Origin of the sequence: Sphingomonas sp. PL20 (assembly GCF_017875905.1) — a bacterium.
GTDB lineage: Bacteria > Pseudomonadota > Alphaproteobacteria > Sphingomonadales > Sphingomonadaceae > Sphingomonas > Sphingomonas echinoides.
The window spans coordinates 329,529-349,764 of sequence record NZ_JAGINH010000002.1 but is presented as its reverse complement, the minus strand read 5'-3'; the positions used below and the strand labels follow the sequence as shown (position 1 = coordinate 349,764).

Genomic DNA, 20,236 nt, shown 5'->3' with positions numbered 1-20,236 from the left:
TGCGGGAGGGGCTGGGGGAGGGCCTGCCGGCCAAACCTCGCCGCCCCACGCCCCTCCCCTACCCCCTCCCGCAAGCGGGAGGGGAATAAGGAACCTTCATGCCCCGCCCCGCCCCCCATCGCCTTGATCCCGCCACCTATCCGCACCGCGAGGCGATCCAGACGCGCTTCCAGGATCTCGACGTGCTCGGCCATATCAACAATGTCGCAATGGCCGGACTGTTCGAAAGCGGGCGCGTGCGCTTCAACCGTGCGATGAACTTGACCGGATGGTCGGGCCATCGCTGGCTCGTCGCCAAGCTCGAGATCAATTATCTGGGCGAGGGCTTTTTCCCCGACGATGTCGAAATCGCCAGCGGGATCGGCGAGATCGGCAAGCGGAGCTGGAGCATCCTCGCCGCCGCCTTCCAAAAGGGCGAATGCATCGCCACCGCCGACGTGGTGCTGGTGATGAGCGCCAGCGGCGGCCTGACCGAACTGCCCCCGGAATTCCGCGCCGGGCTGGAGGCGCACCGCATCCGGGCGTGAGAGGTGGTGCGGACGCATTCCCCCCTTCCGTCGAGGGTAAAGCTGTCCCCTCCCCGTTCGCCCTGAGCCTGTCGAAGGGCACCTCTCCCCCCGCAATCGCTGCGCCTGGGGAGAGGAGGGCTTCGACACGCTCAGCCCGAACGGAATTTGAGAGGGGCCTGCCTAAAGGAAATCGCCTCTAATCCGCGTCGTGGAACACCGCCGGGCGCTTCTGGATGTTGGCGGCGACTTGCTCCATCATCGGCGGCTGGCCGATCACCGCGATCTGCTCGGCGGTTTCGGCCTCCAGCATCGCCAGCGGATCGGCATCGAACGCCATGTTGCACAGGCGCTTGGCGCCGCGGATGGCATTGGGGCTCTTGGCGGCGATATCGTGCGCGAGCGCCATGGCTGCGGCGTGCGGGTCCTCGGCAATGCGCGTGATGAAGCCGTGGTGCAGCGCTTCCTCGGCATCGAATTCGCGCGCGGTGTAGATGAGTTCGCGCAGCACGTCGTCGCGCACCAGCCCGCGCCAGATCGGGAAGCCCGCCATGTCGGGCACCAGCCCCCAATAGAGTTCGCGGATCGCAAAACGCGTGCCCGGGGCCGCGATGCGGATGTCCGCGCCCGACATGATCTGAAAGCCCCCGCCAAAGGCGACGCCATGCACCGCCGCGATCACCGGCACCGGCAGGTTGCGCCAACCCCACGTCACATGCTGCGGCAGGATCGCGCCCTGCGCGTTGCGATCGACGCGCGACAGGCCCGATCCACCGCCCGCCATGCTGGTCATGTCGAGCCCCGCACAAAACGCCTTGCCCTCGCCAGACAGCACCACCGCGCGCACATCCTTGCGGGGGCCAAGCGCGTCGATCGCCTTGCCGATCCCCTCGAACATCGCCGGGTCGATCGCGTTCATCTTGTCGGCGCGGGTCAGCCGCACGTCGGCGACGTGGTGCTCGATGGTGGTGGATACGCGGTCGTTCATACGATCTTACTCCCGGTTTCGCCCCAATAACGGTCGCGAAGCAGCCTTTTGTACAATTTTCCGGTGGCATGGCGCGGCAATTCCGCTGCGAAATCGATCTGGCGCGGGGTTTTTACGCCCGACAGTTCGGCGCGGCACCAGGCGGTCAGTTCCGCCGCCAGCGCCTCGCCCGCTTCGGCCATGTCGACCGGCTGCACCACCGCCACGACCCGCTCGCCCATTTCGGCGCACGGCCCGCCAATCACCGCGACATCGGCGACGCGCGGATGCGTGATCAGTCGGTTTTCGATTTCCTGCGGATAGATGTTCACCCCGCCCGAGATGATCATGAAGCTCTTGCGATCGGTCAGGTAGAGATACCCGTCGGCATCCATCCGCCCGATATCGCCGAGCGTCGACCAGCCGCGCGCATTGCGCGCCTCGGCGGTCTTGGCGGGATCATTATGATATTCGAACGCGCCGCCGCCTTCGAAATAGACCAGCCCCTCGGCGCCGGGCGGCAAATCCTCGCCGTGCTCATCACAGATGTGCAGCACGCCGTAAGCCGCCTTGCCGACCGAACCCTTGTGCGTCAGCCATTCGGGCGAGGCGATGGTGGTCAGGCCATTGCCCTCCGACCCGGCATAATATTCGTACAGCACCGGCCCCCACCAGGCGATCATCGCTTCCTTCACCGGCACCGGGCACGGCGCGGCGGCATGGATCGCGACCCTGAGGCTCGACAGGTCATAGCGCGCGCGCGTGGCGTCATCGAGCTTCAGCATGCGCACGAAATGCGTCGGCACCCATTGGCTGGCGTTGATGTGGTAGCGCTCGATCGCGGCGAGCGCGCGTTCGGGGTCGAAATGCTCCATCATCACCACCGTGCCGCCGAGCCGCTGAACCGTCATCGACCAGCGCAACGGGGCGGCATGATAAAGCGGCGCGGGGCTGAGATAGAGGCTGTCGGGGCCAAGGCCATACAGCCCGCGCGCGAGCATTTCGAGCACGGTCGCGCCCGCAATGTCAGGGTCTTCGGGCAAGGCGACGCGCACGCCCTTGGGCCGACCGGTGGTGCCCGAGGAATAGAGCATGTCGATGCCGGCGCGCTCATCGGCGATCGGCGTGTTGGGCATGGCCGCGACGGCGGGCTCCCACGCCTCCCACCCCGCCAGCGCGCGCCCGATGACGAAGCGCGCAATGTCGACGCCCGCCGCCGACACCGCCGCACCCAGGCTTGCCGAAGCGACCACCAGCGCCGCCCCCGAATCGCGCAGGATATAGTCGATCTCGGGCGCGGTGAGCTTGGTCGAAATGCAGACGAAGAACAGCCCGGCGCGCTGCGCGCCCCAGGCAATATCGTAAAATTCGGGCGTGTTCTCCAGACACAAAGCGATGGTGTCGCCCGCCTTCAACCCGCTTGCGCGAAACAGCTGTGCAGCGCGGTTCGAGCGGCGATCAAGCTCGGCGAAGCTGATCGCCTCCCCCGTTTCCGCCACGATCAGCGCAGGCTTCGCGGGATCGGTCCGCGCGTGAACGCTCGGGTGCGACATATCAGGGCCCTCTCACCGGCTATTTGGTTTCGTTTTGCAACGTGAAGCTATACCGCGCTTTCCGGGACCGCAAGGCGGTAGCCGAGGCCCTTTTCGGTGTGCAGCAGCGGTGCCGCGAATCCGCGATCGAGCTTGGCGCGCAATCGCGAGACATGCACCGCAACGACATTGGTGCCGGGGTGAAAATTCAACCCCCACACCGCGCGGCGCAATTCGTCATGCGGCACCACTTGCCCCGCGCGCTCCGCCAGATGCAGCAGCAAGCGATATTCGCGCGGCAACAAATCCAGCGCCCGCCCCGAGCGCAACACGCGGCGCTCCACCCGATCGATGTCCAGCGCGCCGAGCCGAAGCCGCCCCGAATTCCGTCGCACCAGCGCCGCCAGCCGCGCCGCGATCAGCGCGTCGCTGGCGGATGCCGCAACCGCATCATCGGCCCCCGCATCGATCGCCGCCGCGACCGCCGCGTCGTCGCCCGCAACCACCTCGAGCATCGGAATATCGGCGACGCCGACCGCCCCACGGAAGAACCGCACCCCGGCGCGCGCGGACGACCCGTCGGGCACGAAGCGAAGGCCGCGCTTTGCGGCCTCCACACCAAGTCCGGGACGGAGCGGGCCCAGGGCCAGAACGGGTTCCACCGCATCTGTTTAGCAGCGGCCAAATGTGCAAATGCTGTGCTTTAAATCCAATTTGGATCAAATAGCGCCCGTCGCGCATAGCCCGCCACATAAGCGTCGGGGTCGTCCAACCCGCGAGCCCAGACCGCACCGCGCTCCGCCACGCCGGGCTCGCGCGACGCCAGCGCGCGCAACGCGGTGACCCGCATGCGCGGTGCCGGGTGGCGCTTGGCCAGGTCTTCGGTCAAGGCCAGACCCGCTTCCCCCGCATAATACACCGCCAGCGCAACCAACGCTTCCGACGGCGCAGTGGTCAGCCCTTCCGCGATCGTGCCCGCTTCTACATCGAAACGGAACTGGTCGCGCCATGGCTGCGCACGATCATAAGCAAGGATATTGAGCGATACTGACAGGCTATCGGGCGGCAATTGCCGGTGAACATCGCGCCGCGCGCGATACAGCAACACCTTGCCCGGTTCGAGCCGCGACCGCTCGACGAAGCGCAAGTCCGCGCTTTCGCCGGGCAACCCCGTCACGGCGTCGACATCATAATCGTAATAGTCGCTCCAATAGCCCGGCCCCTGATAGCCCACCGTCAGGAACGAGAAATTGTGATCGTGCGGCAGATCGTAGAAGAACGGCGCAGTGCCGCTCGCGCGCACCACGGCATCGCTGCGGGCCGGCCAGAAATTGGCCCGCAGCACATAGCGGCCATTGGCCGGCCGCAACAGGAACACCTGCGCGCCATAGGTATTGCCGCTCGATTGCCCCGAACAGCGGTCCTCCAGTTCGGCAATCACCAGATCCGCCAGAAAATCGCGGTTGCGCCCAAGCCGCGCCAAAAGCGGACCAAGCGCTGCCAGCGAATCCTCGTCGCGCGCGTCGAACGGTGTCGCGTCGAGCGCGGCCACCAGATCATCAAGGCCGATCGCGTCCCCACTGCCGGGGTCCAGCACGCGCGGCATCAGGCGGCGATCCGGTGTTCAACCAGCGCCAGCGTCGCGCGCGCCGCCGCGCGCACCTCGGCATTGGGATCCGCCTCCGCCATTTCGCGCAAGCGTGGCAACGCAGCGCGGGTGTCGATCGCCAGCCACTCCCGCATCGCGCCCCACCGCAGGAAGAATGCCGGGTCGCGCGTCGCGGCGGCGAAGCGCTGCTGCGCGCCGGGGCGTTGCGTCAGGCGAAGATAGGCCAGCAGCATCTGCGTGCGCGCCGCGCGATCATCATTGGTCGCGATGCGCACCAATGCCCCGCTGCCGATCGCATATTCGCGCGCATAAGGGGCGGTCGCCGCGCGTATCGTCGCGTTTAGCGTCACCACATCGCTCTGCGCGGACTCGATCAAATGGCCGCGCGTGCGCCCGTCCAGCCGCACCACCGCGCCATCGCGCAGCACGAGTTCGGGCGCTGGACGGCAAGGCCGCGCCGTCTCCGCCGAAAAATCCTCCCCCATCGGCTCGGCATCCCATAACCGCAGCCGCGCATTTCCGGCGCGGACATACCGCGTCAAGGTCAAGCGCCCCGGCACCACCACCGTTTGCGGCCGCGGTGCAGCCGAAAGCGCATCCGCCGACAACACCGTTGCCGCAATCGAAACTGCGGGGTTTTCGAACAGCACCGTCCCGATCCGCAGACCATCGCGGGCAACGCGAAAGGGCGGCTCGAACCATGGATCGTCGGCCAGTGCGGCGACCAGCGGCGCGATCAGCACGCCGACCCACTCCGCATCGGCCAACACGATGGCGGCCGCATCCTCCACCGCATTCCCGGAAAACGCGGCTTCCAGCGCACGATACGGCTCGCTCGCCCGAAAACGGGCGGCGGCGGCAAAAGACCGCGCCGCCGCCGCATCAAGCGCACTGCGCTCAGCCATTCGGGTAGATTTCGTAGATCAGGATCGCGACGCCGATAATGTAATCAAACACGTCATCGCCAACCAATTCGAGGCTACGAATCGCTCCGCTGGTGCCAATTTGCGTCCCAAGATCGACGATCTGATTGATGTCGATGTTAAAAATATCCATCGCGCGTCTCCCTAGTTTGCCACCCACCTAGCACCCGATCCTCCGGGCCCATGGATGCTACGCGTGCGACGAAGCCTTGGCGGAGTTAATTCGCTGTAATATTGCGCGGCCGCAGCCCGCCCACGGTAGTGCTGCGCGTCCACCAACACGCTTGCGCTGGTGCTGCATTGCAGTACATCGCAAGCACGATGACGCCAGAGACCTTGCCGCCGTTCGATCCTCAGCGCTTCATCCGCCACGGCGTGGGCGGGCATGGCGGATTGCTGAAGCTCAGCTATCACGCGCACGGCCCCGATTGGGTCGAGCTGCAGCTCCCTTATCAAGCGGCCCTGGTCGGCGACCCCGATAGCGGCGTGCTCGCCTCCGGGCCGATCCTGACGATGATGGACATGGCGACCAGCCTGGCGGTGTGGACGCGACTCGGCCAGTTCCGGCCGCACGCAACGCTCGATTTGCGGATCGATTATCTGCGCCCCGCGACGCCGGGCAAAACGGTGTTCGGACGCGGCGAATGCTACCGCATCACACGTTCGATCTCATTCGTGCGCGGGCAGGCGCATGATGGGGATCCGGCCGATCCGCTGGCGCATGTCGCGGGCACCTTCATGTTCACTGACGCCCCGGCGGAGCGCGCATGATGCTGCCACCCTATGCCGAACTGCTCGGAATCACATTGGCCGATGCGGCGGACCCCACGCTGTTGCTGATGCCGAGTGCCGACACCCTACTCGGGCGACCGGGCTATTTGCATGGCGGCGCGATTGGCGGATTGCTTGAAATGGCCGCGATCGTGGCTCTGCGCTGCGCATTGGCCGAAGATGGCGGCGGCCAGATCAAGCCGATCAACGTGACGGTCGATTACATGCGCGGCGGGCGCGAGAAGCCGACCTTTGCGCAAGGATCGGTCACCCGCCTCGGTGGGCGCGTCGCCAATGTCGAGGCGACCGCGTGGCAGGACGATGCCGACAAGCCGATCGCGGCGGCGCGCATGAACTATCTGATCGTGCGCCCCTGATCGACCTGGGGCGCGACGCTCACCCCTTCGGCGTAAGTCGCACCAAGGCCCCATCATCTTCCAGCACCCAGATCGCCCCGTCGGGTGCCTGGGCAACGTCGCGAATGCGCGCGCCCATCGCCCATTGCTCCTCGGCCTTGGCGGTGTCGCCCGACACTGAGACGCGGATCAGCGCCTCGCCCGACAACGCCCCGATCAGCAAATTGCCGCGATATTGCGGGAACAGCGCGCCCGAATAGACGATCATCCCGCCCGGTGAGATGGATGGGTTCCACCACAATTTGGGCGCTTCCAGATCGGGGCGGCTGGGGTGATCGGGGATCATCTTCCCGCTGTAATTGTCGCCATTGGAGACGATCGGCCAGCCGTAATTGCGCCCCGGCAGGATCAGGTTGAGCTCGTCGCCCCCCTGCGGCCCCATCTCCTCTTCCCATAAATGGCCATCGGCGGTGAACACCATGCCATAAGGGTTGCGGTGCCCGGTGCTCCACGTCTCGGCGCGCGCGCCGCCCGCTTTATACTCGGGATTGCCCGGCCATGGCTTGCCGTCGAGCGTCAGGCGCAGGATCTTGCCCAATCGCTGCTCGGGGTCCTGCGCCGGGGTGAAGCGCTGCCGCTCGCCCGACGACAGATATAGCGACTGGCCGTCGGGCGCGAACAGGATATTGGCCCCGAACTGCCCGCCGACCCCGTCCGAGCCCGCGCGCCACAGCACCTGCACGTTCGACAGCGCCGCTCCGCTCAACTGCGCGCGCGCCAGCGCCAGGCTGCTCCCAACCGTGCGCGGTTCGGAATAACTGATGTACACCAGCTTGCTCGTCGCGAAATCGGGCGCAAGCGCGATATCGAGCAGCCCGCCCTGCCCCTCGTTCAGCACCTTGGGCACACCGCTGATATCGGCGACCGTCCCGTCGGCCCGACGCCATTTGAGCTTGCCGGCCTTCTCGGTGATCAGCGCCGATCCGTCGGGCAGGATCGCAATCGCGAACGGCTCGACAAACTGGCCGATCTTCTGCGTGGCGAAGGGCGGCGTGGTTGCGCTGAGATTGGCGCGGCCGGTGGTCGCGGGAACGTTGGGCACCGTCGCATCGGGCGCATTGTCGGGCAGTGTGGTCACCGGCGGCGGACTGGGGGACGGAGTCGGGGTGGCCGGATCGCCGGGCGATGCCACTGGCGGCGCGGTTCCGCTCTGCTGCGGTTGCGCCGAACAGGCGGTCGCAGCGACAAAGGCGATAACAAGCGGCAGACGGGACGACAGCATACGGACTCTCCGGCTTTTCCAAACCACTACCGTCATCCCCCCTCAGTTGTTCCGTTGCGCGACAGTGCGACATCCGCGACGGCTTGCCAGCGTCGCTCCACACGCTTATACGACGCTTATTCTCTACATCGCCAGGTGAAGAGGCTGGAGCCACCCGGTTCCGGCAGCGAAGACCTTTGCATGGGACATATCTTGGCCGACACGCCCGACCTGACTGCGCTGATCGCCCCCGAAGCCGCTGCGCTCGGCTTCGATCTTGTGCGCGTGAAGCTGTTCGGCGGCAAGGGCGACCTGACCCTGCAAGTGATGGCCGAACGCCCCGACACGCGCCAGCTCACCATCGAGGATTGCGCCGATTTGTCGCGCCGCATCTCGGACGTGCTCGACGCACTGGAGGCCGAAGGCCGTGATCCGATCACCGAGGAATATCGCCTCGAAGTGTCCTCCCCCGGCATCGATCGCCCGCTCACCCGGCTGAAGGACTTCGCCGACTGGACCGGGCATGAAGCGCGAATCGTGCTGGCCGCGCCGATCGAGGGGCGCAAGGTGCTGACCGGGCTGCTGAAAGGCGTGAGCGACGACCGCATCACCATCTACGTGCAGAAGCATGGCGAGATGGAGATCAGCTTCGCGCAGGTCGGCACCGCCAAATTGTTGCTGACCGATGCGCTGATCGCCGCCACGCGGCCGCTGTCACTCGACGGTGCGGAAGAAATTGAAGACGAACTGGTGCCCGAAGGCACTGAAGACGAAGGACTGAACTGATGGCCACCGCAGGAACCTCTGGCGTTACCGCCAACCGCGCCGAGCTGATCGCCATTGCGAATGCCGTCGCGACCGAGAAGATGATCGACAAGGGCATCGTCATCGAAGCGATGGAAGACGCGATCCAGCGCGCCGCCCGCGCCCGCTACGGTGCCGAGAACGACATTCGTGCGAAGCTCGACCCCGTCACCGGCGATCTGCGCTTGTGGCGCGTCGTCGAAGTGGTCGAGGCGGTCGATGACTATTTCAAGCAGGTCAACCTGAAGGAAGCCGAGAAGCTCCAAAAGGGTGCGGTCGTCGGCGATTACATTGTCGATCCGCTGCCCCCGATCGAGTTCGGCCGCATCGCCGCGCAGGCGGCCAAGCAAGTCATCTTCCAGAAGGTCCGCGACGCCGAGCGCGAGCGCCAGTTTGAAGAGTTTAAGGACCGCATGGGTGAGATCATCACCGGCGTCGTCAAGCGCGTCGAATTCGGCCATGTCGTCGTCGACCTTGGCCGCGCCGAAGGCGTCATCCGCCGCGACCAGCAGATCCCGCGCGAAGTGGTGCGCGTCAACGACCGCATCCGCTCGCTGATCCTCAACGTGCGCCGCGAGAATCGCGGGCCGCAGATCTTCCTCAGCCGTGCGCATCCAGATTTCATGAAGAAGCTGTTCGCGCAGGAAGTGCCCGAGATTTACGACGGCATCATCGAAATCAAGGCGGCCGCCCGCGATCCGGGTTCGCGCGCGAAAATCGGCGTCATCAGCCACGATTCGTCGATCGATCCGGTCGGCGCGTGCGTCGGCATGAAGGGCAGCCGCGTCCAGGCGGTCGTTCAGGAAATGCAGGGCGAGAAGATCGACATCATCCCCTGGTCGCCCGACACCGCGACCTTCGTCGTCAACGCGCTGCAGCCAGCCTCCGTGTCGCGCGTCGTGATCGACGAGGAAGAGGACCGCATCGAAGTCGTCGTCCCCGACGATCAGCTCAGCCTCGCCATCGGTCGTCGCGGCCAGAACGTGCGCCTCGCCTCGCAGCTGACCGGCAAGGCGATCGACATCCTGACCGAGGCCGATGCCAGCGAGAAGCGCCAGAAGGAATTCGCCGAGCGCACCGAGATGTTCCAGACCGAATTGGACGTTGACGAGACGCTGGCGCAGCTGCTGGTCGCCGAGGGCTTTGGCGCGCTGGAAGAAGTCGCGTATGTCGAAGTCGACGAAATCGCGTCGATCGAAGGCTTTGACGACGATCTCGCCGCCGAATTGCAGAGCCGCGCGTCCGAAGCGCTCGAACGCCGCGAAGCCGCCAATCGCGAAGAGCGCCGCGCGCTCGGCGTCGAGGACGATCTTGCCGCGCTGCCGCACCTCAACGAAGCGATGCTGGTCACGCTCGGCAAGGCCGGGATCAAGACGCTCGACGATCTCGCCGATCTGGCGACCGACGAACTGATCCAGAAGAAGCGCCAGGAACAGCGCCGCCGTGCCGAGGACGCGCCCAAGCGCGCCGAGGACAAGGGTGGCGTGCTCGGCGAATATGGCCTGAGCGAAGCGCAGGGCAATGAGATCATCATGGCCGCGCGCGCCCACTGGTTCGCCGATGAGGAAACCGCTGGCGAGACGACGGAGGCGAGCGAAGCCTGATGCCGTTCGTCAGCATCCGCCTTGCCGGCACGGCCACGAAGGACCAGAAGTCCGCCATCGTCGCCGATGTCACCCAGTCGCTGGTTACGCGGCTGGGCAAGAACCCGGCTGCGGTGCAGATCGTGATCGAAGAAGTGAGCCTGGAAAATTACGGCGCGGGCGGAATTTTGATCGCCGACCGTGATGCGCCTCAGCCCCAGCCTGAATTCAAGCCGCAGGAGGACGCTCATGCGGAATCCTCGCAATGACACGCTAGGCGCTACCGAAACTCCCCTCCCGCTTGCGGGAGGGGTTAGGGGAGGGCCTGACGAGGGCGCGTCCCCTGCTGACAGCCCCTCCCCTAACCCCTCCCGCAAGCGGGAGGGGGAGGAAGCGATCCGCCGCTGCATCCTGCTCGGCGAGCGGGCACCCCGCGCGGCGTTGGTGCGGCTTGCGCTGTCGCCCGATGGGCATGTGCTGCCCGACGTGCGCGCCAAGGCGCCGGGGCGCGGCGCATGGATCGGCGTGACGCGCGCCGAGCTGGAAACCGCGATCGCAAAGGGCAAATTGAAGGGCGCACTCGCCCGGGCCTTCAAAGGACCGGTGCTGATTCCCGACGATTTGCCCGCCATGATCGCGACCGCGCTGGAACGCGCGACGCTCGACCGGCTAGGGCTGGAAGCGCGCACCGGAAACTTGCTGACCGGTGCCGAAAAGATCGAAACGGCGGCGCGTTCGGGCAAGCTGCATCTGCTGCTGCATGCGAGCGATGCCAGCACCGATGGCAACCGCAAGCTCGACCAGGCGTGGCGCATCGGCAACGATGAAGAGGGGAGTGCGCTCAGGGGGTTGGCACTTCCCGTGTCGCGTACCATATTGGCCGTGGCCCTGGGGCGGCAGAATGTGGTACATATCGGCCTAACGGAGCGCGATGCGGCGCGGCGGGTGAGCGAAACGCTCGACCGCTGGCTGCATTTTATCGGACCCCACCCCGCCCTCGTGCCTTGCGAAACACCATCGCAGGGCGCATCGGCGCTTATATCCAACCCAGCGGGACGTGGCGCCCCTGTTGCGGCTGACGAAGACACATGCGAGGAATTTGAGTGAGCGATACCGACAACGAAAAGCCGAAACTCGGAATGCGTCAGCCCTTGGGGCTCAAGCGCACGGTCGAGACCGGCAAGGTCAAGCAGAGCTTCAGCCACGGACGGTCGAACACCGTCGTGGTCGAAGTGAAGCGCCGCCGCGTGCTCGGCCCCGGCGGTGCGCCGGTCGAGGCTGCCGTTGTCGAGGATGCCGCGCCCGCCGTCGCTGCGCCGCCTGCCCCACCCGCGCCGCCGCCGCGCCCGGCACCCGCGCCGGTTTCGCCGGGCAATTCCTTGCTGTCGCGGCAGGAGCTGCAGGCCAAGCTGCTGCGCGAAGCCGACGAAGCGCGCATGAACGCCCTTGAAGAAACGCGCCGCCGCGAAGAGCGCGACCGTCTCGAGGCGCAAGCCGAAGAGCGTCGCCGCGCCGAGGAAAATCGCCGCGCCGGCGATGCGCCCGATAGCCCGGCCGCGCCCGACCCCGCGCCGCAACCCGCGCCAGAGCCGGTCGCCCCCGTGGCGGAAGCCCCGACCCCGGTTGAGGCTGCGCCAACGCCGGTCGCGCCAGCCGCTACACCTGCGCCCGTGGCAGCCGCACCCGCCCCAGCTCCGGTCGCGGCAGCGCCCGCTCCTGTCGCCCCGCCAGCACCGGCACCCGCGCCAGCTGCGCCCCCGCGCCCGCTCGGCCTGCTGCTCGATCCGTCGCTGCCTGCGCCGCGGCTGTTTACCCCCGTGCCACGCCCCGAGCGCCCGCGTCCGGCCCCGCCGCCCCCGCCTGCTCCCGCAGCCGAGGCAGCCCCTGCACCCACGACCAGCAGCGCGGCCGGTGCTGCCAAGCGCCCCGCCGTCGGCGTTGCGGCTCCCGCCAGCGAAGCGCCGTCGCGCCCCGGCCAGCGCGACCGCAAGGGCGACGAACGTCGCGGCGGCAAGCTGACCGTCAACCGTGCGCTCAACGATGGCGATGGCGCACGTGCGCGTTCGCTCGCCGCGCTGAAGCGTGCGCGTGAGAAGGAAAACCGCCGGATGGGCGGCCCGCGTGAAGCGCAGGCCAAGCAGATCCGCGACGTCGTCGTGCCCGAAGCGATCACCGTGCAGGAACTCGCCAACCGCATGGCGGAAAAGGGCGCGGATCTGGTCAAGACGCTGTTCAAGATGGGTATGCCCGTCACCATGACGCAGACGATCGACCAGGACACGGCCGAGCTGCTGGTCACCGAATTCGGCCACAACATCGTCCGCGTCAGCGATTCGGACATCGATATCGCGGTCGAAACCGATACCGATCCCGAGGATACGCTGCGTCCGCGTCCGCCGGTCGTCACGATCATGGGCCATGTCGACCACGGCAAGACCTCGCTGCTCGACGCTTTGCGCGGCACCGATGTCGTGAAGGGCGAGGCTGGTGGCATCACCCAGCATATCGGTGCCTATCAGGTCACGCTGAAGGACAAGTCGAAGATCACCTTCCTCGACACGCCGGGCCACGAAGCCTTCACCGAAATGCGCCAGCGCGGTGCCAATGTGACCGACATCGTCGTGCTCGTGGTGGCAGCGGACGACAGCATCAAGCCGCAGACCGTTGAGGCAATCAACCACACCAAGGCGGCCGGCGTGCCGATGATCGTGGCGATCAACAAGGTCGACAAGCACGACGCCAATCCGCAAAAGGTGCGCGAAGCCCTGCTGCAATATGAAGTCGTGGTCGAGGAAATGTCGGGCGACGTGCAGGATGTCGAAGTCTCGGCGCTCAAGAAGACCGGGCTGGACGAGCTGATCGAGAAGATCCAGCTGCAGGCCGAACTGCTCGAGTTGAAGGCCAACCCCGATCGCGCCGCCGAAGGCACCGTGATCGAGGCCAAGCTCGACAAGGGCCGTGGTCCGGTTGCGACGATCCTGGTCAACCGCGGCACGCTCAAGGTCGGCGACATCTTCGTCGTCGGTGCCGAGAGCGGCAAGGTCCGCGCGATGACCAACGACAAGGGCATGCAGATCAAGGAAGCGGGCCCGTCCATGCCGGTCGAAGTGCTCGGCCTGTCGGGCGTGCCGCGTGCGGGTGATCCGCTGTCGGTGGTCGAAAACGAAGCGCGCGCGCGCGAAGTGGCCGAATATCGGCAGGGCGTGATGACCAGCAAGCGCACCGGGGGTGGCCCGGCCAGCCTCGAATCGATGTTCAGCGCGCTCAAGGAAAAGCAGGCGATCGAATATCCGTTGGTGGTCAAGGCCGACACGCAAGGGTCGGTCGAGGCGATCGTGTCGTCGATCAACAAGATCTCGACCGATCTCATCAAGGCGCGCGTGCTGCATTCGGGCGTCGGTGGCATCACCGAGAGCGACGTGACGCTGGCGGGTGCCAGCGGCGCGCCGATCATCGGCTTCAACGTCCGCGCCAATGCCAAGGCGCGCGAAATCGCCGAACGCCAGAAGGTCGCGCTCAAATATTACGACGTGATCTATGACCTGATCGACGAGATCCGCGCCGGCATGGCGGGCGAGCTTGGCCCCGAGGCGTTCGAAACGGTCGTCGGCCGCGCCGAAATCCGCGAGGTCTTCTCGGCGGGCAAGCACGGCAAGGCGGCTGGTCTGCTGGTTACCGAAGGCAATATCCGCAAGGCGCTCAAGGCGCGTATCACCCGGGCCGATGTCATCATCTACCAGGGCGAAATCGCCTCGCTGCGCCGCTTCAAGGACGACGTCGCCGAAGTGCGGGCGGGTCTGGAGTGCGGGGTGACCTTCACGTCGAACTTCGTCGACATCAAGCCGGGCGACTTCCTCGAAACCTTCGAAGTCGAACTGCGCGAACGGACGCTGTAAGTGCTTCTCCCTCTCCCCGCTTGCGGGGAGAGGGCAGACGAGCGAAGCGAAGTCGGGAGAGGGGCCGAGCGGAAGCGTTCGTTTTTCGGTACAGCCCCTCTCCCCGACCAGTGATGGGGCGACCGTGCCCCGCACGGTCGCGAACCGTCCGGGGGACGGTTCGACCCATCACTCCCCGGAGGGGAGAGGGAGGAGTAAGAAATGCGCCCTACCGAAACCCCAGAAACCCGCTCCGTCCGCCTGCTGCGCGTGGGCGAGCAAGTGCGCCACACGCTGAGCGACATCCTCGCGCGCGGCGATGTGCATGACGAGACGCTGGCCAAGCATCCGGTGACGATCACCGAAGTGCGCATGTCCCCCGATTTGCGCCACGCAACCGTGTTCATGAAGCCCTTGCTCGGTAAGGATGAGGAAGCGGTGCTGAAAGCGCTGCGCACCAACACCGCCTATCTCCAGCGCGAAGTCGCCGCCCGCGTTCAGATGAAATACGCCGCCAAGCTCAAGTTTCTCGCGGACGAGAGCTTCGACGAAGGCAGCCATATCGACAAATTGCTGCGGGATCCCAAGGTTGCGCGGGATCTCAAGCAGGAATAAAGCGTTTCGACAACGGGCATCCGGCCCGATCGTTATTGCCAAAGCGTCAGCTCGCGCGCACAACTCCAGCCAGTAAGAGAATCACTGACATATCGGGGGATAGTGTCACGGATTCCCGCGAGGTAATAGCAGTTGATCTGGAGCTTGCCTTCCGCTCCTCGACGCATGACGACGGCTCATGCCTATATACCGCAACTGGATGGACTGCGGTCGCTGGCGATACTGTCGGTTCTCTTCTGGCATGCCGCATTGCGCGTTTGCCGTTACATCGATCTCGTCAACAGTCATCCCGTCTCGGGGGGGGGCGACGCATAGCCTTACAAACCTGTACTTTGCCTTTCCCCACGGCGAGGTCGGCGTTGCACTTTTCTTCGCGCTCAGCGGGTTCGTCATAGCGCCATCGCTTACGACGCGACCGCAGAAGGAGCACTGGGCAAGGACTTTCTACCGAAGGCGCTTCGGGCGGATCTATCCCCCTTACGCGATCACGCTGCTGTCATGCTGGGCGATCGTGGCAGGGCTTGGTCTTACCCGCCACGCCGGACCCGATCCCCTGGGCTACGCAGCGATCCTCGGGCTCGGCTTTATGAACGGGATCGTCCGCGATACGCCGTCGCCGTTCAATCCACCGATGTGGTCGCTTGAGGTCGAGGCGCAATTCTATATTCTTGCCCCGCTGATCGGCGTCGGGCTCGCACGGGTTCGGGCGGGTCCACAGCGGATCGTGCTGCTCGCGGTCTTCGCCGGACTTTGCGTCGCGGCGTCGGCGATGCTCGATGTCCGATTAGGATTCGATGGCCGTTTCCGCTTCGGGCTGCTGGCCCATGCTCATTTGTTCCTGATCGGGATGCTGCTGCGCGAACGGTATCACCATCCGGGCCGCCTTGCCGTACGACACACCGGCTATGACACGCTGTTTCTTGCAAGTCTTGCAGGGATGATTTTTGTAGGACGTGAGATAACGCGGGTCGACACACGGTTCGGCGGTGGGTGGGCCGATGTCGCGGCGCAGGCCGCGCTCTCGATTGTGATCATCGGCACGTTCCTGGGCGGCATCCACGGCCCCCGCGCCAGCCGGTTGCTTGCAAACCGATGGGTCGGCGCGTTGGGCGTAATGTCTTTCTCGATCTATCTCATTCATATCGTCGTAATGGAGGCCTTGGCGACGATCCTTCCGCGGATCTTACCCATGACCGTGACGTGGCAGCTATATGTCGTCTGGATCCTTCTCCTGTCAGGATCGGCGACCCTGGCGGGCATGGCGTTCTTCCTCACTGTGGAGCGACCGACACTGGTATCGCTTCCCCGCACCATGTTAAGGCAGATGCTATCGCCTCGCCGCGAGGTAGGATAAAGTCGCATGACAGTCTCTTTCGCGATAGAAGTATCCTGATGGCGATCGGCATATTCTGGCTGCTCTTCGTGATCGCCGTGCTGAGCGCCGTGCAGTTCAGCGTGTAGCTGTTTTTCGTGAGCATATCCTTCCACATGCTTGCCGTTATCCCGATGGACATCAGGGGCGGGATCACTTTCGTCCCGATGTCACTGTTCGCGCCGCTGATCGGAATCAAACTGCTGGTCGCGATGCCGCGGCGGTGCAGGACCTGTTGTTCGATTGGCGCAAGCTCGGGTTGCTGACCGCGACGTGGCTGGTCGGCCTTGCCGTCACCACATCCGCCCCCTTTTTTTCGCGGGGACGTCAGTCGTAGAGTTGAACACCGGAAACATCGCTCCGCTTCAGTTCCGGCCGTCGAACCTGTCGCAAATCCTTTACCTGACGTCGTCCTGCCTGACCGTGGTCAGTTTCTGCCTGTTGCTTCAAAATGCTGAAGGGCAGAAAGTTTTCGCGCGGGGGTTGGTGCTGGGCAGCGTGACGGTGTCGCTGTCGGACTAGTGGACGTGGCGACGGCGGGGACCTCGCTCTCGCCGCTGCGCACGGCGACCTATGTACTGCTCAACGACAATCTCGTGGGGACGATGCGCCGCGTCATCGGTTTCTGTTCGGAAGCGTCGTCGTCCGGCGGACTTACCTTAGGGTTTGGTTTGGTTCGGCAATGCTATGCCTCAGGCCTGACAGGTGATCGGTGGGGCATGGCGGCTGTTCGATTATCCGATCGCGCTCGTTACCCTGACCTTCGCGTTGCTTTCGACCTCGTCCGGGACCTATATCGGCTTAGGAGGGCTGATGCTGCTGTTCTTGGGGGATTACCTCTATAGAATGGTTGAAGCCAGATCAGCGCCCACTTGCGGCGCGAAAGCCGTGGCCTTGGTGTCCTCGTTTTTATCGCTACCAAGCGTCATCATCCTGCGATGGGAAGCCGTTGAACAGGTCGCCCAGTTGATCGACGGAATCGTCCTTCAGAAAGGGGCAAGCACGTCTTACGAGACGCGCGCTATGTCACCAGCGGGAGTCCCGAAGCATGGCGCGGGACGGGCGGCTATGGCGTCAGAATCGGATCGACGCTCGCTTCCTCCTACCCCGCGATCGTGCTCGCTTCGATCGGCTTGCTCGGCACGGCATTGATGCTCGGGTCCATCGCGATCTGCTTCCTCCGCCGCCTCCCGCGTGGCAACCCGGCGCTGGCAACGCTCGTTTCCGGTGCACGCATTTGCTTTCTGGCCATTTTCATTCCCTCACTGGGCGCAGGAACGTTGATCGATTCCGCGCCATTCAACGCGATGTTCTTCGCCGCGATGGCGATCACTCCTTTCGTCCTGCAACCCGAGCCGTGGCAGCGAGCGCCGCGCTTGCGCGATCCGGCGCTCGCGCGCGCGACGATTGGTTCGTAAAGGGCCTAATGGCCAAACTCTATTTCTACTACGCCTCGATGAACGCGGGCAAATCGACCAACCTGTTGCAGGCCGATTTCAACTATCGCGAACGCGGCATGCGCACCGTGCTGTTCACCGCCGCGATCGACGATCGCTTTGCCGCGGGCACGATCACCTCGCGCATCGGGCTTGCCGCCGATGCGATCGCGTTCGAGCGCGATACTGATCTGGTCGCGGTCGTCACGCGCGAAGGGGAAGCGCCACCGGCCTGCGTCTTGGTGGATGAAGCGCAATTCCTGACCGCAGCCCAGGTTGACCAACTCGCCACGCTGGCGGATTTCCACGGCATTCCCGTGCTGGCTTATGGCCTGCGCACCGATTTTCTCGGCACTCTGTTCGAAGGTTCGGCGCGCCTGCTGGCGATTGCGGATTCGCTGATCGAAATCAAATCGGTCTGTGCGTGCGGGCGCAAGGCGACGATGAACTTGCGCGTCGGGGCGGATGGCCGCGCGATTGCGGCGGGCGCGCAGACCGAGATTGGCGGCAACGACCTGTACATTGCGCTGTGCCGTCGCCATTTCAGCGAAGCGCTCGCCGCCGCCTGATTTCGAACGGACCCCCATGACCGACCCCAACTTGCCCTACACCATCGCGGTGTGGCTCATTCCCCTCGTCATCGCGATCGTGTTTCACGAAGTGGCACATGGCTATGTCGCGCGCCTGTTCGGTGATCACACGGCCGAACGGCTTGGTCGCCTGACGCTCAATCCGCTGCGCCATGTCGACCCGATCGGCACCGTGGTGCTGCCGATGGTGCTGGCGATCGCGCACGCGCCGATCTTCGGCTGGGCCAAGCCGGTGCCGGTCGATGCACGGCGGATGCGCAACCCGCGCCGCGACATGGTGTTGGTCGCGCTGGCAGGCCCGGCGACCAATTTCGTGCTGGCGACGCTGACCGCGCTGACGCTGGCGGGCCTTTTGTTCCTGCTGCGCGGTGTTCCCGCGCCAGTGCCGCCCTTCACACTTTCCCGCTTCGCAGTCGACACCCTCGGCAATTTCCTTCAGGTCAACGTCTTCCTCGGCATCTTCAACCTGATCCCGCTGCCACCCTTCGATGGCGGGCATGTCGTGCAGGGAATGCTACCGCGCGCCGCCGCAATCCACTATGCCAAACTGGCGCGCTACGGCTTTCCGCTGCTGATCGTGTTGCTGTTCGTCCTGCCGATGATCAGCCCGCAGGCCGACATCGTGCGCCGCCTGGTCGCGCCCATCGCCGGCGCCGCCACCGACTTTTTCTTCGGCATCGCCAATCTGGGCGTCGCATGACCGGCTTGCATGGCTGGCTGATTCTCGACAAGCCCTTGGGGCTTGGGTCGACCCAGGGCGTATCGGCGGTGAAGCGCGCGCTGCGTGCCGCTGGCTATGATGCGAGCAAGCGCGGCATCAAGGTCGGGCATGGCGGCACACTCGATCCGCTGGCGACCGGCGTGCTGCCGATCGCGCTGGGCGAAGCGACCAAGCTCGCCGGGCGGATGCTCGACAGCGACAAGGTGTATGATTTTACGATCGGGTTCGGGGTGGAGACCGACACGCTCGATCTGGAGGGCAAGGTCATTGCCGAGAGCGCGGTGCGCCCCACCCTCGGCCAGGTCGAAGCGGTGCTGACGCGTTTCACCGGCCCGATCGAGCAGGTGCCGCCAGCTTACTCAGCGCTCAAGGTGGATGGCGAGCGCGCTTATGATCTCGCGCGGGCTGGCGAAACCGTGCTGCTGGCAAGCCGGGCTGTGACGGTGCACGCCCTTTCCTGCCGTCACCCCGGCCCCCTCGACGAAGCTCGGGACAGGCTTGTGCCGGGGTCCACCATGTCCCAGACCGATGCCCGAGAGGATGGGTGGACCCCGGCACAAGGCCGGGGTGACGGAGAAGACCGGCTGGACTCCATCACCCTCACCGCCCACGTCTCCAAAGGCACCTATATTCGCAGCCTCGCGCGCGACATCGCGCTCGCGCTTGGCACGGTCGGTCATGTTACAATGCTCCGCCGCACCAAGGCCGGGCCGTTCACGCTCGACCACGCAATATCGCTGGACAAACTGGCCGATTTCGGTAATGCGCGCACCCTTGAACACAATCTCCTGCCGTTGAGGGCGGGGCTGGACGACATCCCGGCTCTATCCCTCTCCCCCGATCAGGCAGGGCTGCTCCGACAAGGGCGGGTGTTGATCGGGATCGCCGCAGATGATGGCCAATACTTCGCGACGCTGGACGAAAGTCCGGTCGCTTTGGTGGAGGTTCAGGACCGCGAGGTCCGCGTCATTCGCGGTTTCAACCTGTGACGATGTCGAAGGAAAGAATATGACGATCACTGCAGAGCGCAAGAATGCGCTCGTCAAGGAACATGGCCGCGTCGAAGGCGACACCGGCAGCCCCGAAGTCCAGATCGCGATCCTCACCGAGCGTATTCGCAACCTGACCGAGCACTTCAAGGGCCACAAGAAGGACAATCACTCGCGGCGCGGCCTGCTGATGATGGTCAACAAGCGGCGCTCGCTGCTCGACTATCTCCGCCACAAGGACGGCGCGCGATATACCGACCTCATCGCTAAGCTGGGCCTGCGCAAGTAACGCGACCAGTACGGAAACGGCGCCCTCGCGGCGCCGT

23 protein-coding genes are annotated in these 20,236 nt (G+C 65.3%); 16 read left to right on the top strand and 7 right to left on the bottom strand.

The annotated features are described in order from the left end of the window. The first annotated feature begins 98 nt into the window (after positions 1–98). The gene (locus H4W01_RS01820; RefSeq protein WP_209609650.1) at positions 99–527 is read left to right on the top strand and encodes an acyl-CoA thioesterase; all 429 of its coding nucleotides are present in this window, start codon (positions 99–101) and stop codon (positions 525–527) included. 178 nt (positions 528–705) lie between these two features. Here H4W01_RS01820 and H4W01_RS01815 read toward each other — a convergent pair whose 3' ends face one another. From H4W01_RS01815 to H4W01_RS01790, 6 genes are read right to left on the bottom strand one after another with little or no spacing between them, the layout of a single operon-like run. Then, positions 706–1,494 (bottom strand): crotonase/enoyl-CoA hydratase family protein, encoded by a 789-nt coding sequence (locus tag H4W01_RS01815; protein ID WP_209609649.1) that lies wholly within the window; start codon positions 1,492–1,494, stop codon positions 706–708. Beyond that, on the bottom strand, positions 1,491–3,026 hold the full coding sequence (locus H4W01_RS01810; RefSeq protein ID WP_209609648.1) for an acyl-CoA synthetase: 1,536 nt from the start codon (positions 3,024–3,026) through the stop codon (positions 1,491–1,493). The genes H4W01_RS01815 and H4W01_RS01810 overlap by 4 nt, the downstream gene beginning before the upstream one ends. Before the next feature lie 47 nt (positions 3,027–3,073). Beyond that, entirely contained in the window at positions 3,074–3,667 is a 594-nt protein-coding gene (locus H4W01_RS01805) for a winged helix-turn-helix domain-containing protein (RefSeq protein WP_334685115.1), read from the bottom strand. 41 nt (positions 3,668–3,708) lie between these two features. Beyond that, entirely contained in the window at positions 3,709–4,611 is a 903-nt protein-coding gene (locus H4W01_RS01800) for a transposase (protein ID WP_209609647.1), read from the bottom strand. After that, on the bottom strand, positions 4,611–5,519 hold the full coding sequence (locus tag H4W01_RS01795; protein ID WP_209609646.1) for a hypothetical protein: 909 nt from the start codon (positions 5,517–5,519) through the stop codon (positions 4,611–4,613). Before H4W01_RS01795 ends, H4W01_RS01800 begins: the two co-directional genes overlap by 1 nt. Further along, a complete protein-coding gene (locus H4W01_RS01790; protein WP_154651335.1) occupies positions 5,512–5,670 on the bottom strand; it encodes a hypothetical protein in 159 nt (52 codons plus the stop codon). The genes H4W01_RS01795 and H4W01_RS01790 overlap by 8 nt, the downstream gene beginning before the upstream one ends. Before the next feature lie 188 nt (positions 5,671–5,858). On the opposite strand from H4W01_RS01790, the gene H4W01_RS01785 reads away from it, so the two are divergent. Continuing rightward, positions 5,859–6,308: a PaaI family thioesterase gene (locus H4W01_RS01785; protein ID WP_209609645.1), complete on the top strand. Its 450-nt coding sequence runs from the start codon at positions 5,859–5,861 to the stop codon at positions 6,306–6,308. Next, the gene (locus H4W01_RS01780) at positions 6,308–6,685 is read left to right on the top strand and encodes a PaaI family thioesterase (protein WP_010406830.1); all 378 of its coding nucleotides are present in this window, start codon (positions 6,308–6,310) and stop codon (positions 6,683–6,685) included. The genes H4W01_RS01785 and H4W01_RS01780 overlap by 1 nt, the downstream gene beginning before the upstream one ends. Before the next feature lie 19 nt (positions 6,686–6,704). Here the strand turns inward: H4W01_RS01780 and H4W01_RS01775 are convergent, their stop codons facing one another. Then, on the bottom strand, positions 6,705–7,946 hold the full coding sequence (locus H4W01_RS01775; protein ID WP_209609644.1) for a PQQ-dependent sugar dehydrogenase: 1,242 nt from the start codon (positions 7,944–7,946) through the stop codon (positions 6,705–6,707). 180 nt (positions 7,947–8,126) lie between these two features. On the opposite strand from H4W01_RS01775, the gene rimP reads away from it, so the two are divergent. The 13 genes from rimP (at position 8,127) to rpsO (ending at position 20,199) form a co-directional block, all read left to right on the top strand. Continuing rightward, the gene (gene rimP / locus H4W01_RS01770) at positions 8,127–8,711 is read left to right on the top strand and encodes a ribosome maturation protein RimP (RefSeq protein WP_334685114.1); all 585 of its coding nucleotides are present in this window, start codon (positions 8,127–8,129) and stop codon (positions 8,709–8,711) included. Further along, on the top strand, positions 8,711–10,333 hold the full coding sequence (nusA, locus tag H4W01_RS01765; RefSeq protein WP_010406823.1) for a transcription termination factor NusA: 1,623 nt from the start codon (positions 8,711–8,713) through the stop codon (positions 10,331–10,333). Before rimP ends, nusA begins: the two co-directional genes overlap by 1 nt. After that, complete coding sequence (locus H4W01_RS01760; RefSeq protein ID WP_209609643.1) at positions 10,333–10,581, top strand: tautomerase family protein; 249 nt, start codon at positions 10,333–10,335, stop codon at positions 10,579–10,581. Before nusA ends, H4W01_RS01760 begins: the two co-directional genes overlap by 1 nt. Continuing rightward, positions 10,562–11,419, top strand: coding sequence for a DUF448 domain-containing protein (locus H4W01_RS01755; protein ID WP_334685113.1), 858 nt, complete (start codon positions 10,562–10,564; stop codon positions 11,417–11,419). The genes H4W01_RS01760 and H4W01_RS01755 overlap by 20 nt, the downstream gene beginning before the upstream one ends. Beyond that, on the top strand, positions 11,416–14,208 hold the full coding sequence (gene infB, locus H4W01_RS01750) for a translation initiation factor IF-2 (RefSeq protein ID WP_209609642.1): 2,793 nt from the start codon (positions 11,416–11,418) through the stop codon (positions 14,206–14,208). Before H4W01_RS01755 ends, infB begins: the two co-directional genes overlap by 4 nt. A gap of 201 nt (positions 14,209–14,409) precedes the next feature. Beyond that, positions 14,410–14,802: a 30S ribosome-binding factor RbfA gene (gene rbfA / locus H4W01_RS01745; protein WP_209609641.1), complete on the top strand. Its 393-nt coding sequence runs from the start codon at positions 14,410–14,412 to the stop codon at positions 14,800–14,802. Between the two features lie 178 nt (positions 14,803–14,980). Next, a complete protein-coding gene (locus tag H4W01_RS01740) occupies positions 14,981–16,156 on the top strand; it encodes an acyltransferase family protein (protein ID WP_334685112.1) in 1,176 nt (391 codons plus the stop codon). A gap of 357 nt (positions 16,157–16,513) precedes the next feature. Next, positions 16,514–16,696 (top strand): hypothetical protein, encoded by a 183-nt coding sequence (locus H4W01_RS01735; protein WP_209609639.1) that lies wholly within the window; start codon positions 16,514–16,516, stop codon positions 16,694–16,696. 611 nt (positions 16,697–17,307) lie between these two features. Further along, positions 17,308–17,592, top strand: coding sequence for a hypothetical protein (locus H4W01_RS01730; RefSeq protein WP_209609638.1), 285 nt, complete (start codon positions 17,308–17,310; stop codon positions 17,590–17,592). An 8-nt stretch (positions 17,593–17,600) separates the two neighbouring features. Continuing rightward, entirely contained in the window at positions 17,601–18,179 is a 579-nt protein-coding gene (locus H4W01_RS01725; RefSeq protein WP_209609637.1) for a thymidine kinase, read from the top strand. A gap of 16 nt (positions 18,180–18,195) precedes the next feature. Further along, complete coding sequence (locus H4W01_RS01720) at positions 18,196–18,900, top strand: site-2 protease family protein (RefSeq protein ID WP_209609636.1); 705 nt, start codon at positions 18,196–18,198, stop codon at positions 18,898–18,900. Beyond that, positions 18,897–19,910, top strand: coding sequence for a tRNA pseudouridine(55) synthase TruB (gene truB, locus H4W01_RS01715; RefSeq protein WP_209609635.1), 1,014 nt, complete (start codon positions 18,897–18,899; stop codon positions 19,908–19,910). Before H4W01_RS01720 ends, truB begins: the two co-directional genes overlap by 4 nt. 19 nt (positions 19,911–19,929) lie before the next feature. Next, complete coding sequence (gene rpsO, locus H4W01_RS01710; RefSeq protein WP_010406799.1) at positions 19,930–20,199, top strand: 30S ribosomal protein S15; 270 nt, start codon at positions 19,930–19,932, stop codon at positions 20,197–20,199. Positions 20,200–20,236: the final 37 nt, after the last annotated feature.